The sequence below is a fragment of the Streptomyces sp. 1331.2 genome (genome assembly GCF_900199205.1).
Lineage (GTDB): Bacteria > Actinomycetota > Actinomycetes > Streptomycetales > Streptomycetaceae > Kitasatospora.
In genome coordinates this window covers 6192784-6206585 of record NZ_OBMJ01000001.1, presented here as the reverse complement: position 1 = coordinate 6206585, position 13802 = coordinate 6192784, and the positions used below count along the sequence as shown (strand labels likewise).

The window sequence follows — 13802 nt, the reverse complement described above, 5'->3', positions numbered from 1 at the left end:
GGAGGCTTTCGATGGCCGGCTGGGACTACTCCGACGTCGGGCTGCCGACGGACCCGCTACAGATCACCAGCATCACCGTCACCCCGGACCCACCCCTCCCGGGTAAGACCAACGTCTTCACCATCAACGCCACCGCCCAGGAAGAGATTCAGGACGGTGCCTACCTCGACGTCGTCATCAAGCTGGGCCTGATCAAGCTGATGGCCAAGAAGTTCGACCTCCTCGCCGAACTGCGCGGCGAGGGCAGCCTCCAACTGGCCTGCAGCACCAGCGACGGCAAGAGCCCGATCCCGAAGGGCCCCACGACGCTGACCCTCACCCTGGACCTGTCGAGGGAGACACCGCGGGCGAAGTTCAGCATCAACGTCCGGGGCTACACGGTGGACGACGACGACCTGCTGGGACTCGACGTCAAGGTCGACTTCCTGACCGCCTGACCGCCTGACCCGCGACGCCGCAGGACGCGTCTCTATCCGACGGCCAGAGCCGCCCTCGGCAGCACCGCCGCGACCCGTCCGTCCACCAGCACCGCCACCCCGGGCCGTGCCTCCCCCAGCGCCGCCCGCGCCTCGGCCGGCGACTGCCCGACACCCACCGTCGGCAGCGCCGGCCCGAGCAGCGCACCGCCCACCGGGTCCCCCAGCGGGTCGCCCGGCTTTGCGGAGCCGTCCGTGAGCGCCGCCGCCAGCTCCGCCCGCTCCACCGAGCCGACCACCTCCGCCGCGGCCACCCCGAACGGCCGCGAGGCCCGCGCGAGCACGACCGGCGCCAGCCCGCCCGGCGCGTCGCGCAGCGCCTCCAGCGCCTCGCCGACGGTCGCCCCGGCGTCCACGGCCACCAACCGGCCCCCGTCGAGCAGGCCCCGCAGGCTCTCTCCCTCCTCTTCCAGGAACCCCCACTGCCGCATCCAGGCGTCGCTGTGCACCTTCGACAGGTACGAACGCCCCGAGTCCGGCAGCAGCACCACGACCAGGTCCTCCGGCCCGAGCTCCCGCGCCACCCGCAGCGCCGCCGCCACCGCCGTCCCGGAGGACGGACCGGCCAGGATGCCCTCCTCCCGCGCCAGCCGGCGCGCGGTCAGCAGCGATTCACGGTCCGGAATCCGCTCGAAGGCGTCGACCACCTCCGGCCGGTAGGCCTGCGGCCAGCGGTCCTCGACGGTCTCGGGGTGCAGGAAGTGCCCGATGCTCTCGACGTACCAGGGGCTCCCGTCGCCGCCCCCGTACATCGAGGACTCCGGGTCCGCGCCGACGACCCTCACCGCACCGCCCGAGGCCTCCTTCAGGTACGAGCCGGTGCCGGTGACGGTGCCGCCGGTTCCGACCCCCGCGACGAAGTGGGTGATCCTCCCCTCGGTCTGCTCCCAGATCTCGGGGCCGGTGGTTCGCACATGGGCATCGGGGTTGGCCAGGTTGTCGTACTGGTTGGCCAGCCAGGCGCCGGGGATCTCCTCCTCCAGCCGCCGGACCAGGTTGAACAGGTGCTGCGGGTCCTCCTGCGGCACGGAGGTCGTCGCGTGCACCACCTCCGCGCCGTACGCCCGCAGGATGTCGGACTTCTCCGCCGACGACTTGTCGGACACCCCGACGATCACCCGGTACCCGCGCTGCCGCCCGACGATGGTCAGGCCGATGCCGGTGTTCCCGGAGGTCGCCTCGATGATCGTCCCGCCGGGCTTCAGCAGACCGTCCCGCTCGGCGGCCAGGATCATGGAGAGCGCGGCGCGGTCCTTGACGCTGCCGCCGATGTTGAGGAATTCGGCCTTGGCATAGATCGGCGCGGCGCTGTCCGCGCCCAGCCGGGCGAGGCGGAACAGCGGCGTCCCGCCGATCCCGTCGAGAACGGATTCGTGAACTGCGGCCATCTGGCGGCCCCTTTCGCTAGTCGTCCGCCCCAGACTGCCCAGGCCGGCGGCCCGTTATTGAGGCTTCGCCACATTGTCGGTGGCGGCAGGTCGCGGGAATGAATCACAGGACCTCGTGGCTGTCGGATCACGTCGGGGTGATCACAGTGCCCCGACCCCGTGTGAGCAGTCTTGAGGGAGTGTCAGCGTCATGTCCGATACACAGCCTGCCGCCGAGCGCGTGCGCGTCTCCGCGGAGCCCGACTGGTACGAGTCGGCCGGCATATCGCTCGGCGTCCGGGTCGGGAACCTGGTCTTCACCTCGGGGCAGGCGCCGATCGATGCCCAGGGCGCCACGGTCGGCGCCGGGGATTTCGAGGCGCAAGCCCGTCAGGCGCTCGCCAATCTGTCGACGGTCCTGACGAACGCAGGTTCCAGCCTGGCCGAGGTGGTCAAGGCGACGGTGTTCGTCACCGACATCACCCAGCAGGACGTCTTCGCCAAGCTGCGCGCGGAGCACTTCCCGGACAAGCCCCACCCCGCGGAGTCGTTCGTGGAGGTCTCCTCACTCGCCGACCCTGCGTGGATGATCGAGATCGAGGCCATCGGACTCGTCCGGTGATGCCGGGCGTCGACACCCGTCTCTGCCTCTGGGCGTGAACAGGGGCGCGCGGCCGCCCGTACGCGCCCTGCAGCTCAGCCGCACTCCAAGGTGCGCAACGCTGCGGCCCGCGCCCGCCCCACCGACGGGGTGTGTGCAGAGAGTGACCGATCGTCAGATCAACGGACCGAAGACACCGCGCTCCCAGTGGCCGAGCCAGGAGGCCGTACGGGAGGGCAACTCCTCGTCCTCCGTGGACTCGTCGTAGGGGAGCATGGCGGTCGGCGCGAACCAGCCCTCGCGCGGCTCGATGCGGATCCGCAGCAGGCCGACCGGCTTGTGCTGGGACAGGCACATCCGCAGGTCTTCGGTGTGCGGGTGGTGGGTCTCGTAACGGTCGCGCACGGTACGGCAGATCGACAGGATGTTGCTGGTCGAGAGGAGCAGGTACCGGGTGCCGGGGCCGAGGTTGACGCAGAGCCGGCGGCGGGAGGTCCGGCGCTCGGCGTACGGCAGGTTCTCGTGGTGGTCGATGTGCACGCCGGGGCGCAGGCCGGACTCGGGAAGGCGGTGGGTGACGGGCTCACCGGGCGGGTCGTCGGTCTCGCCGAGGGGGACGGGGTGGGGGTCGCCGAGCTCGCCGACCAGGGCGGCGAGTGAGTGGCGGTCGGTGACGGTGTCGGGGAGGCGGAAGAACTCGACCAGGCCGCTGTCCTGGGTGAAGATGCTCGGCGCGTACCGCTCGGGGTGGTCCTCGGGCAGCGGGGACCAGTCGCCGGCGGGCAGCACGGCACCGCTCTCGTAGCCGGGTTCGAGGTGGAGGCGCTGTCGGACGCCGCCGATCTCGCACCGGTCCAGGAAGGCGGCGGGGTCGCGGAAGGCGATCGCGGCGGGGTGGATGTTGACCATGGGTCTTCCTCGGTCAATCGTCGTGGTCGGAACGGTCGTTACGGTCGTTGGGGTCGTTACGGTCGTCGTCGTTGCGGCGGGTGATGCCGGTCATGAGGGCGGCGGCCAGGGTGGTCCACCAGACGACGTCGGCGGTGGCCGGCTCGCGCGCGGGGACGAGGTCCGAGGCGAAGCAGGCGAGGGCGAGGCTGGCGACGGTGATCGCAGCCGTGGACGTGACCTTGATCGGGCTCAACTCCTGAGCAGGACGCGCGCCCAGACCCGCTTGCCCGCGTCACGGCGGGCGATGACGCCGAAGTCGAAGGCGAGCTGACGGACGAGTTCGATGCCGCGGCCGCCTTCGGTGAAGCGGCACGGCCGGGGCCGGCGGAGCGAGAGGTCGCCGCGCGGATCCCAGACTTCGAGGCGGCAGTCGCCGTCGAACTCCTGGAGGTAGAGGCGGACTTCGCCGTGCCCCTGACAGGCGTGCACGACGGCGTTGGTCACGAGCTCGGAGGCGATGAGGACGAGGTCGTCCACGGGTTCGCCGCTCCAGCCCCAGGAGGTCAGTTGGGCGTGGATGAGGCGGCGGGCGGTACGGACCGAGGTCGAGTGCTCGGTGAGGACGGTCTCCCAGGTCTGGAGGACCGGGTTACGCATGGTGGACATGGGTCACCCCACACCTTCAGTGGCGTGTTCGTGCGGTCACGTTGAGTGTGGGGCACCTCAATTCGAACCTGCAACCCGAACGGAACAACAAATCCGTGGATCTTGAAACGAGTTGAGCCACCTGCGCATCATGGCGACACTGGACCCACACTCAGAGGGAGGGGCGCCACTTGAGCAAGGACCTGTCAGCGATCAGGCAGATCCGCCTCGGCGACGAGCTGCGAAACTGGCGGCTGGACAACAACAAGACCCTTGCCGATGCCACAGCAGGCCTGAAGGGTTGGAACCCCGCCCGTCTCAGTAGAATCGAGCGCGCCCACCAGCAGATCAGCGCGGCTGACTTGAAGACGCTGTTGGATCACTACGGCCTCGAAGGGCAAGAACGCGAGGACTTCGAGGTCCTGCTCAATGATCGTCCTACCAAGCGCTGGTGGCGTGGACTGGACTTTGCTGACAGCATCACCGCAGCCTTCGCGGAGTATCTCGACCTCGAAGCCGATGCCTCACACATCTCCGAGTACTTCCCTGCAGCGTTCCCTGGTCTGCTCCAGACCGAGGGCTATGCAACCGAAATGATCGCAGCCAGCCTCAGCGCGCCCAATGACGAGCAGATTGAAGCAGCGACAGAGCTTCGGATTCGTCGCCAGCGCAGGCTAACCGACAGCCACCCAGTCAACTTCGATGCGTACTTCGGAGAGGTCGCCCTACTGGTGGCCGGGGACCGGCAAGTTCTGGCCGATCAGATCCGGCATGTCATCAAGGTCGCTCAGTACCCCAACGTCAGCGTTCGCATGGTGCCACTCAGTGCAGGACGGCCCGGGATTCTGGCGTCAGGTGTGGTGCTGATGCGCTTCCCTGGAGAGCCAGAAGGAGGCTTCGTCTTCATCGAAGCGGTCGGCGGTATGCTCCCACGCAGAACGGGACGCGACGTACGACGAGCCGAGCGGGCCATCGCCCGAGTTGAACGCCACGCGCTGTCACCCGAGGACACCATCGCTGCCCTTGAACGCAAGCTGGAAGAGCTGACGTGAGCAACCTGAACGACCCCTATGACCACAAGCCCGCCGACGCCGAATGGGTCAAGTCCCCGTTCTCTGCTGACGACAACGGCAGCTGCGTGATGATCGCCCGCTTCCCCAACGGTGACGTCTGGGTCGGCGACGACAAGAACCCCGACCGCCCCCACCTCGCCTTCGACCAGGCCGAATGGACCGCCTTCGTCCAAGCCATCGAAGCCCGCGACCCCCGCTTCACCGCCTGACAGCCTGCCCGGAGTGGGAAGTCGGACCCGCCGACTTCCCACTCCCCCGCCCGGGGGTGCCGCCCGGTCCCCGCGCATGACGCCCGCACTGCCCGCGGTACCGCAGAGTGAAGTCGACGACACCGACGGCACCGAAGTGGGCGGGCATGGCTCCCCAGTTGGCACTCCGTTTGGCACCGAAGACCGCGCGCAGCGCCGTCCCCCTGGCGGGCGCCCTCGCGCTCCCCTACATCGCGCTGAAGACGTACTGGGCGGCGGGCGGCCGGGCAGGCGTGGCCGACGGCTTCGACGTGGCGGACGAGTTCGCACGCAACGGCGCGCCCACCGCCCTGGTCTGGCTGGAGCGCCACGGCGTCGACTTCACCGCCGTCCTCGCGCTGATCGGCGTCGCGCTCGCCCCGGCCTGGGCCGGCACTCTGCTGATCCCGTACGGCCCGCTCACCGGCTGGGTGGCTCCGGTCGGAGCCGCCGCCTTCGTCGGCATCGGTACGGCGCTGGGCATCGCCACATGGTCGCACCGCCCGTCGGCCGGGGGATGACCATCCGTCACCACCGTCCCGGATTCGGCGAATACCGCTTCCATCTGCTCGGGATCTGCCCTGCGGCGCAGGGCAGATCCCGAGCCGTGGTCACCGTGCGCGGGGCGTGTCACCTCCGGTACCGCTGCGCCACTGCGGCGAAGGCGGCCTTGGGTTCCCATTCCATGTCGGGGTAGGTCTGTCCCCGGCGCCCTTCGAGGAGTTTGACGATGCCCAGACCGGCCCGGTCGAGGTCGTCCCGGGGGTCGCCGTCCGGGCGGTGGGGGTAGCCGGGCAAGGCGAACAGGAACACGAACGCGCTGTCCACGCCCTCGGTCTCGAAGATCTCCAGCAGTTCGCTCAGGTATGCAGCCTGGCCGGCCTCGTCACGCTCGTACACGCCGTTCAGCCGTACCGGGGCCTTGGTCTCCGGGTCATGCTCGACCACTTCCAGTACCCGCCCACCGCGGTCTCCCGCGCCGCGGTAGGCCGCGGTGCCGAACCCGGTGATGGCGAGTGGCTTCGGGCCCTGGGCCAGGGTGCGCACCGCTTCCCGGAACCGGTCGGCGACCTCGGCGGAGCGGATCAGCTCGAACGTCATCATGTCGAAGGGGGTCCAGTCGACCTGTTCGAACTGGATGGATGCGTAGGTGAGCTTGCCCTGGAAGTGCTCGCGGACCGTGGCCGCGGCGTCGCGGAGGAATGCGTTGATGCGCACGCCGAGTTCGCGCATCGCAACGGATCGCTGCTCGGGTCGGCTCATCAGCTGCTCGACCCGCTCCTCGGGGCTCTCTCCGGGCAGGAACCCGCGGTTCATCACGCTCAGCTCGACCCCTGCGACGAACACGACGGTGGCCCCCTGCTGCCGGAGCCGTTCCGCGCGCTCGGCGCAGTCGCGGAAGAGCGTGAGGATCTGGTGCGGATTCAGCTCCAGCGGATAGGGCGAGAACCAGACCTCCAGGCCGAGTTCGGCGGCGGCATCGGCGGCCAGTTCCATTCGGTCCGGGTCGCCGCCGATGATCTGGACCGCGTTGCAGTGCAGGTCGTCGCGGATGATGGCGAGTTCACGCCGGACCACCGCGGGGTCTAAGTGCTCGCGGGATGTCTGGCCGTGCACGACGAATCCGGTGTCGTAGGTCATTCCTCTTGCTCGCATGGCGACGTCCTCTCGGTCGGTCTCGGTCGGGTCGAGGCTGACAGGGAACTTGCGTGCGCGCAAGTTTGCGTGCACGCATCCCTGTGTGGAACGCTGGCACCGTGACGACACCACCACCAGGGCTGCGGGAGCGGAAGAAGCAGGCCACGCGCGAGGCGCTACGCGAGGCGGCCCTGCGCCTGGCTGTTGAGCGCGGACTGGACCAGGTGCGGGTCGAGGACATCGCGGGGGCGGCCGGGGTCTCGCCGCGCACCTACAACAACTACTTCGCCAGCCGCGAGCAGGCGATCGTCTCCGCTGTCACCGCGGACCGGGAGGCGCGCATCGCGGCATCCGTCGCGGCCCGGCCCGCAGGAGCCCGCCTGGCTGACGCCGTCACCGAAGCAGTGGTCGAGCAGTACACGAACACCGGTGAGCACGAACACGAGGCGCTGCTGCTGATCACCACCCAGCCCGCGCTGCGCGACGCGTTCCTCGACGCCACCGCCGGCATCGAGCCCCCTCTCACGGCGGTGATCGCCGAACGCCTGGCTGACACCGGAGCACACACAGCCCGCGTGCTCGCGGCGAGCGTGGCCGCGGCGGTTCGCATCGCACTGGAAGGCTGGCTCCAGCCGGCCGGGAGCGCAGGGGCCGCCGGGAGTTTCTGCGCCGGAGGACTGGTCGTGCCCTCCGGCTCACTGCCCGACCAGCTCCGCACGGCACTGGCCCCGCTCGCACCCGCGTTCGACGCCGCCGAGCGACGCACCCAGCGGTGAAGTCGACCCACCTGGGGCATCCGCTGGACAGACAACCTGCCGCTTCAACGTAGATGATGGTCGCCGGGCACCGAGGCGGCCACGCTGATCGTGCCGAGCCTGGCCGGCTCCCTGCGGGCCGTCCTCGACCAGCGCAAGGTCCTGGAGAAGCGGATCCAGGAACTGCTGGACGAGCACCCGCTGTCCAAGATCCTCACGTCCATCCCGGGCATCGGGACCAGGACCGGTGCCCGGGTCCTGAACGACGTCGGCGACGCGAGCGCCTTCCCGACCGCCGCCCACCTCGCCTCCTACGCCGGGCTTGCCGCCGCGACCCGCAGTTCCGGCTCCTCCATACGCGGCGAGCACCCCTCGCGCCGGGGCAACAAGCAGCTGAAACGGGCGTTCTTCCTGGCTGCGTTCGCCTCGCTCAGCGACCCGGCCTCCCGCGCCTACTACGACAAGAAGATCGGCCAAGGAAAACGGCACACCCAGGCCCTCCTCTGCCTGGCCAGACGCCGGGTCGACGTCCTGTTCGCGATGCTCCGCGACGGAACCTTCTACGAATCCCGGGTGGCGGCAGAGGTCAGCTGAACTGCGGGTCCGCCATCAGCACCACGCGATCGGCCGCGGGGTCAAACCCGAGCACCGGGTTCCCGTAGTCGCCTTCGGCGGTCATGGCCACCGGCTTGCCCAGTCGCCGACCGACCGCCGCCAGGAACCGGCACAGAGTGTCCACTCCCTCCTGGCCCTGCAGCTCGCGAAGGTCGACATCGAAGTCGATCTCCTCGGCAGACATCGGACGGAAGATCGCCAGCACGCCCGGAACCGGCCAGACCTGAAGGTTGACCGTCTCGGCGCCGGCCGGACGCGACAACACCTCCGCTGCGGGAGGCAGCGGCACGGCGACGCGGCCCTCCAAGTACTCCCACGCCCAACCGCTCGACCGGACCAGATCGAACACCGCCTGCCAGTCATCCACCGAAGTGCCTTCCACGGACACGTCCGGCAGAGCACCCATCAGGTCAGGATCGAAGAAGTTCCTGACGTCGTCCCACAGCAGATCCGGCATCCCGCCATGCTGCCCTCCAACGCCACCCGAACGCAGCCCGATTTTCCTTGACGAACCCCATAGAGGCGCCCCCGGCGAGGAGTGGGAAGTCGGACCCGCCGACTTCCCACTCCCCCGCCCGGGGGTGCCGCCCGGTCCCCGCGCAGGACGCCCGCACTGCCATCGAGCCTGCAGGGTGAAGTAAGGCCCTTCGTCGGCATAGGAACGGCAAGGCATGCCGAAGGGCGGCCCCGGCCGGTTTGCCGGGGCCGCCGAAATCACCTGTCCTGTCCGTGACTCCACGGATCCGCAGGGACCTTCCCGAGCAGCGCGCCGGCGTCAGGCCATCCGGATCCGATCCCGCCGCTCCGACCGCGCCTCGAACCCACCACTACCAGCGGCAAGCCGCCCGAGCGTCATAGACCACCTTCAAGCACGTGGGCTAACGTTGGTCGCATGTCGGGAGAACCGCCGGAGCTGCGAGCCTCGCACGCGGACCGGGATCAGGCCGTGGACGTCCTGCGTCTGGCCGCCGGCGACGGCCGGCTGAGTACCGATGAGCTCGAAACCCGTGTGGAAGCCGCGCTTTCGGCTCGGACCATCGGCGAACTCGCCTCGCTCACCTCTGACTTACCGGCCGCCAAGCAGGCCGAGGAGGTGCTCCACATCAACCAGCGCTTCGGCCGGTTCGAACGCACCGGCCGATGGACCGTGCCTCGGCGGATCGCGTTCGGCACCCACTTCTGCCGCGTCATCCTCGACTTCACCGAAGCAGAGATCACTCATAGCACCCTGCACATCGACATCGATGCGCAGGGCGGGAAGCTAGTCCTGGTCACCAAACCCGGCATAGTGGTGGACACCACCGAGCTCAATGTGGAGTTCGGCAAGATCAAGGTCAGGCCGCCCGTCGACTCAGGCATACCACTCCTGGTCCGTATCGAACTGGTTGGCGCGGCCCGCCACATCCGCGTTGTGGAGCAGTTCGTCACATCCGAGGTGGCGCGCAGGGCCCGGCGCACATAACGATCTACGGCAGCCGCACCTTCCCGAGCGCCGTCGTCGCTACCCCGGACGCCTGCGCGTACCGGACCGGGCAGCACTCGCGGGCGTGATGTACGTGCTGCGTATCGGCGTTGCCGGCGGCGGCTCCGCCTCCACCCGGTAGGCTTCTGTTACAACTACTGGTCCCGCCAGGAGACTTCAGCACATGCGGCGGTCCAACCGGCTCGTGGGCACGGCACTTCTCCCCACGGCCGGCCTCGCGACCGCACGCACCGGCGGCGGCACCGCACCTCAGGGCGGAGACGGGCCGTGGGCCTTGAACGGGCTCGTCGCCACGTCCGCCAGTGAGCCGATCCAGCGCAGCATCGATGCGCGGCCGTCCATGGGGGCTGCGAAGGTCCTTGGGATTGCCGGGATTTCGGGCACCGACGCGATCCTCTCGGTGAGGGACGGTGCCTGCCAGGTGGCGCTCCTGCCGGACTCCCTGACCGAGCCGACCACGACCGCTCCGACGTCGCTCGGATCACCTCGACCGACTGGCCGTACCGGATAGAAGTCAGGTGATTCGCTGCAGTTCTGGCGGGAAGCCCAGGACGCGGTGCTCGCCGTCGGCCTCCCCGAGGCCATCCATCGGCCGGCCCCGTAGCACAGCAGCTCCTGAGGAACCCTGGCCAACCCGCACACCCCTCCCGATCGCCGCCCGAGTCCGTCACACCCGCCCCACCCGCCCCGACGTGGCGAAATCCCCTCGTCACGACCGCTCCGCTCCCGTAGCGTGGTCCGGTCGATCTTGAGGTCAGAACGGGGCACCACATCATGCAGCAGTACCAGGGCTGGGCCGACGAGCGCTTCGGTGCCGTCGCCGACGTCTTCGCGCGCAACTTCGCCGAGTTCCCCGAACTGGGCGCCGCCGTCACCGTCTTCGTCGGCGGCCGCAAGGTGGTGGAGCTGTGGGGCGGCACCGCCGACGAGCGGACCGGGCGGGCCTGGACGCAGGACACCCTCGTACCCGTCTTCTCCTGCGCCAAGGGCGCGGTGAGCATCAGCGCCCACCTGCTCGCCCAGCAGGGCCGCCTGGACCTGGACGCCCCGGTCGCGCGCTACTGGCCCGAGTTCGCGCGAAGCGGCAAGCAGGAGATCACCACCCGGATGATCCTCGGCCACCGCGCGGGCATCCCGGCCCTGGACGCGGTGCTCTCCTTCGAGGAGATCGCCGCGTGGACGCCGGTGATCCGGGCGATCGAGGCGCAGCAGCCGCTCTGGGAGCCGGGGACGACGTACGAGTACCACGGCCATGTGCTCGGCTTCGCGGTCGGCGAGGTGATCCGCCGGATCACCGGCCTCACCCCGGGGGCGTTCCTGCGCAAGGAGATCGCCGAACCGCTCGGCGGACTGCCGGTCTGGATCGGCCTTCCGGAGAGCGAACTCCGGCACGTGGCCCGGCTGGTGGAAGCCGAGGGCCGTCGTCCGATGCCCGGCCCGGAGCACCTGCTGACCCGGATCGTGACGATGAACGGCGCGCTGGTCTTCCCCGGCCTGGACGTTCCGCACGGGTGGAACGACCCGGCGCTGCACGCGATCGAGCTGCCCGGTGCGGGGGCCGTCGCCTCCGCGACGGGGCTGGCCGGCCTGTACGCGGCGGCGGTGACCGGCCTGGACGGCTCGCCCCGGCTGCTCTCCCGCGAGACGGTGACCGACGCGGTGCGCGAAGTCTCCGCCGGTGCGGGCTTCCTGGGCTTCGACATGGGGGCCCGCTGGGGTTCCGGGGTGCTGCTCGACTCCCCCGCCTTCCGCAGGCTGCTCGGCGCGCGCAGCTTCGGCAATGACGGCGCCGGCGGCCAGTTCGCCTTCGGTGACGACGAGTTCGGCGTCGGCTTCGCCTACGTCGCCAACCGGATGATCGGCCACGGCGACGCCCGGGCGAACCGGCTGATCGAGGCGGTGCGCGAGTGCCTGGGGTGACGGACTTCCTCGGCCGGCTGACCGCGCTCGCCCTCACCGGCGGCCTCGGCGATCTGCGCTACGACGCCTCGCTGCCCGAACTCGCCGCCCGCTACGGCGATCCGTGGGACGGCGGGCGGGTCCACAAGGAGTCGCGCTGGCCGCACGCCTTCGGCTGGGGAGACGCCCAGACGGTGTTCTGCCGCTGCCGCCGGCTCCGCAGTCTCTCCCTGCCCACCTGGCACGGAGAACTCGAACTCCCGGAGGGCGACGGCGGGTTCGGCACGCTGGACACCCGTGTCACCGAGTCCGCCCTGGTCGCCGCGCTCACCGCCGCCGGCTGCACCTGGGAGACGGTGACCTACGAGAACATCCCCGGCCAGCGCACCCTGGAGGTGGCCCCGGCCGAGCAGCTGCGGGTCGCCTTCGTCCTCGTGGACCGGATCGGCCACGACGAACCGCCCCTGGGCGACTGGCTGTTGCACAAGACCGGCCTCTGGGGTTACGACCACCCCGACTGCCCCGAGCCGGACCGTACGCTGCCTGACGACGGCTGGGGCGCGGCCGAATCCTGAGCCGACGGCGGGCCGTTCCCACCCCCGTGAGGAACGGCCCGCCGCCTGGCCCGGTACGGGGGCCCTACTTCAGGAGGAAGTCGTACACCGCCTGTCGCCCGGCCGGGTTCGCCGCCCGGGACTGCACCGAGTGCGCCGCCCCGGGAACGATCACGATCTGCGGGTCGTGCGCCTGCGCGGCCTCCTCGTACAGCCACTCGTACGGCGTGGAGAGGTCCCGGTCACCGCCGATCAGCAGCACCGGCACGTTGGGCAGCTTGCGGTGCGCGGGCGGCGTCGGCGGCACCGGTTCGCGCGGCCAGTCCAGGCAGACCAGCAGGCTGCCGAGCCCGGTGGCGGTCGCCGCGTCGTACGGCCAGGTCTGTTCGGTGGTCAGCCGCTGCCGGGTGCGTTCCAGTGCGGCCGCCCGGCCGGCGACCGGGGTGTCGGTGGTGCCCCACGGGAAGTGCGAGTCGGCGCACAGGGTGGCGGCGTGCAGGCCCTGGCTGAGGAATTCGGCGGGCGCGGCGTCGTTCTTGTGCACCTCGTCGATGAAGGCCTGGAGCTTGGCCGGCTGCCCGGCGGCGGCCTCGTGCAGGGCTTCCGGCACCCCGCCGTAGTCGGGGTCGGCGAACTCGTAGCTGGTGAGCGCGTCGAGGATCTGCGCCCCGTTGCCGTACCTGCGGACGGTGGCGGCGAGGTCGGCGGCCGGGTCGGTGGTGCAGCCGGTGGCCTGGCAGGCGGTGTGCAGGACGCGGGCGGTGGCGGGCAGCGCGCCCAGGTCGAGCGGGTCGAAGCCGCGTTGCGGCACCACCGAGTCGAGCACCAGGCGGGCCACGTGGGCCGGGTGGGCGAGGGCGTACCGCTCGGCGACGAAGGTGCCGTAGGAGACGCCGTCGATGGTGAGGCGGCGGTCGCCGAGGGCCTGGCGCAGGAGGTCCATGTCGCCGACGGTGTCCGCGGTGCCGTAGTGGCGGGCGTTCGGGCCGAGGGCGGCGGCGCAGTCGGCGATGGACTGCTTGCGGGGCACGGCGAGGTCGGAGGAGCCCATGTCCTCCTGCAGCCCGGGGCACTGCAACGCGCGTTCACCGGTGCCGCGCTGGTCGAACATGACCAGGCGGTAGTCCTTGAGGACGGGCGTCAGCTTGCTCGCGACCCGCCGGATCAGCGGTACGCCGGGCTGGCCGGGTCCGCCGGTGAGGAACAGCAGGTCGCCCTTGGGGGCGTCGGCGTTGCCGGTCATCGCCACGTCGAGCTGGAGGGAGCCGGGGGTGGCGCCGCTGTGGTCGAGCGGCACGGTGATGGTCCCGCAGGTGAACTCGGGCGCCCCCTGGCAGGGCGCCTGCCCGGTGATCCCGCCGGACTGCCCGGTGATCCCGCCGCCGGGCCGGGCCGCTCCTGCGGCCGGCGCCGCGACGGCGGGGGCGGCCAGGGTGGTGCCGGCGACCACCGCGGCAGCGCCCAGCAGGGCGGCGACACGGCCGCGCGTGCTCGTCATGTTCGTCCTTCCGTTCGCACCGCGTCCGTGCTGACGCGGTCACGGAAAACAGCTTGAGCCGGGGCGGTCCCGAACGCGAG

The 13802-nt window shown here is 70.5% G+C and carries 16 protein-coding genes and 1 pseudogene; 10 read left to right on the top strand and 7 right to left on the bottom strand.

Translation table 11 applies throughout. From position 1 onward, the window contains the following. Nucleotides 1-11: 11 nt before the first annotated feature. Complete coding sequence (locus CRP52_RS27060; protein ID WP_097238769.1) at nt 12-437, top strand: ML domain-containing protein; 426 nt, start codon at nt 12-14, stop codon at nt 435-437. Between the two features lie 32 nt (nt 438-469). Here CRP52_RS27060 and CRP52_RS27055 read toward each other — a convergent pair whose 3' ends face one another. Continuing rightward, nucleotides 470-1864 (bottom strand): pyridoxal-phosphate dependent enzyme, encoded by a 1395-nt coding sequence (locus tag CRP52_RS27055; protein WP_097238768.1) that lies wholly within the window; start codon nt 1862-1864, stop codon nt 470-472. Nucleotides 1865-2054: 190 nt separating this feature from the next. Between CRP52_RS27055 and CRP52_RS27050 the strand changes: the two genes are divergently transcribed. Continuing rightward, on the top strand, nt 2055-2465 hold the full coding sequence (locus tag CRP52_RS27050) for a RidA family protein (RefSeq protein ID WP_097238767.1): 411 nt from the start codon (nt 2055-2057) through the stop codon (nt 2463-2465). 153 nt (nt 2466-2618) lie between these two features. Here CRP52_RS27050 and CRP52_RS27045 read toward each other — a convergent pair whose 3' ends face one another. From CRP52_RS27045 to CRP52_RS27035, 3 genes are read right to left on the bottom strand one after another with little or no spacing between them, the layout of a single operon-like run. Continuing rightward, complete coding sequence (locus tag CRP52_RS27045; protein ID WP_097238766.1) at nt 2619-3353, bottom strand: hypothetical protein; 735 nt, start codon at nt 3351-3353, stop codon at nt 2619-2621. A gap of 13 nt (nt 3354-3366) precedes the next feature. Next, a complete protein-coding gene (locus CRP52_RS27040; protein WP_097238765.1) occupies nt 3367-3588 on the bottom strand; it encodes a hypothetical protein in 222 nt (73 codons plus the stop codon). Next, a complete protein-coding gene (locus tag CRP52_RS27035; protein ID WP_097238764.1) occupies nt 3585-4001 on the bottom strand; it encodes an ATP-binding protein in 417 nt (138 codons plus the stop codon). Before CRP52_RS27035 ends, CRP52_RS27040 begins: the two co-directional genes overlap by 4 nt. A 170-nt stretch (nt 4002-4171) precedes the next feature. On the opposite strand from CRP52_RS27035, the gene CRP52_RS27030 reads away from it, so the two are divergent. From CRP52_RS27030 to CRP52_RS27020, 3 genes are all read left to right on the top strand, one after another. After that, the gene (locus CRP52_RS27030; RefSeq protein WP_097238763.1) at nt 4172-5032 is read left to right on the top strand and encodes a helix-turn-helix domain-containing protein; all 861 of its coding nucleotides are present in this window, start codon (nt 4172-4174) and stop codon (nt 5030-5032) included. Continuing rightward, nucleotides 5029-5262, top strand: a complete 234-nt coding sequence (locus CRP52_RS27025; protein ID WP_097238762.1) for a DUF397 domain-containing protein — start codon at nt 5029-5031, stop codon at nt 5260-5262. Before CRP52_RS27030 ends, CRP52_RS27025 begins: the two co-directional genes overlap by 4 nt. Nucleotides 5263-5408: 146 nt before the next feature. Continuing rightward, on the top strand, nt 5409-5801 hold the full coding sequence (locus CRP52_RS27020) for a hypothetical protein (protein WP_143685830.1): 393 nt from the start codon (nt 5409-5411) through the stop codon (nt 5799-5801). A 109-nt stretch (nt 5802-5910) separates the two neighbouring features. On the opposite strand, the gene CRP52_RS27015 is transcribed toward CRP52_RS27020, so the two are convergent. Further along, nucleotides 5911-6921, bottom strand: coding sequence for a hypothetical protein (locus CRP52_RS27015; RefSeq protein WP_097238760.1), 1011 nt, complete (start codon nt 6919-6921; stop codon nt 5911-5913). Nucleotides 6922-7037: 116 nt separating this feature from the next. On the opposite strand from CRP52_RS27015, the gene CRP52_RS27010 reads away from it, so the two are divergent. Further along, nucleotides 7038-7694, top strand: a complete 657-nt coding sequence (locus CRP52_RS27010) for a TetR/AcrR family transcriptional regulator (protein WP_097238759.1) — start codon at nt 7038-7040, stop codon at nt 7692-7694. A gap of 63 nt (nt 7695-7757) precedes the next feature. Further along, nucleotides 7758-8267 (top strand): annotated as a pseudogene (locus CRP52_RS27005) (transposase); the annotation flags it as partial. Here CRP52_RS27005 and CRP52_RS27000 read toward each other — a convergent pair. After that, nucleotides 8260-8745 (bottom strand): hypothetical protein, encoded by a 486-nt coding sequence (locus CRP52_RS27000; RefSeq protein WP_097238758.1) that lies wholly within the window; start codon nt 8743-8745, stop codon nt 8260-8262. The pseudogene CRP52_RS27005 and the gene CRP52_RS27000 overlap by 8 nt on opposite strands. A 435-nt stretch (nt 8746-9180) precedes the next feature. Here CRP52_RS27000 and CRP52_RS26995 point away from each other — a divergent pair, with 435 nt between their 5' ends. The 3 genes from CRP52_RS26995 to CRP52_RS26980 all read left to right on the top strand — a co-directional run bounded on the left by CRP52_RS26995 (nt 9181) and on the right by CRP52_RS26980 (nt 12245). Further along, on the top strand, nt 9181-9750 hold the full coding sequence (locus tag CRP52_RS26995; protein WP_097238757.1) for a DUF1707 SHOCT-like domain-containing protein: 570 nt from the start codon (nt 9181-9183) through the stop codon (nt 9748-9750). A gap of 795 nt (nt 9751-10545) precedes the next feature. After that, nucleotides 10546-11691 carry a serine hydrolase domain-containing protein gene (locus tag CRP52_RS26985; protein ID WP_097238755.1) on the top strand — a complete coding sequence of 382 codons (1146 nt, stop codon included), beginning with the start codon at nt 10546-10548 and terminating at the stop codon, nt 11689-11691. Continuing rightward, a complete protein-coding gene (locus tag CRP52_RS26980) occupies nt 11679-12245 on the top strand; it encodes a hypothetical protein (protein WP_143685829.1) in 567 nt (188 codons plus the stop codon). The genes CRP52_RS26985 and CRP52_RS26980 overlap by 13 nt, the downstream gene beginning before the upstream one ends. Nucleotides 12246-12309: 64 nt before the next feature. Here the strand turns inward: CRP52_RS26980 and CRP52_RS26975 are convergent, their stop codons facing one another. After that, entirely contained in the window at nt 12310-13722 is a 1413-nt protein-coding gene (locus tag CRP52_RS26975; RefSeq protein ID WP_097238753.1) for an alpha/beta fold hydrolase, read from the bottom strand. Nucleotides 13723-13802: the final 80 nt, after the last annotated feature.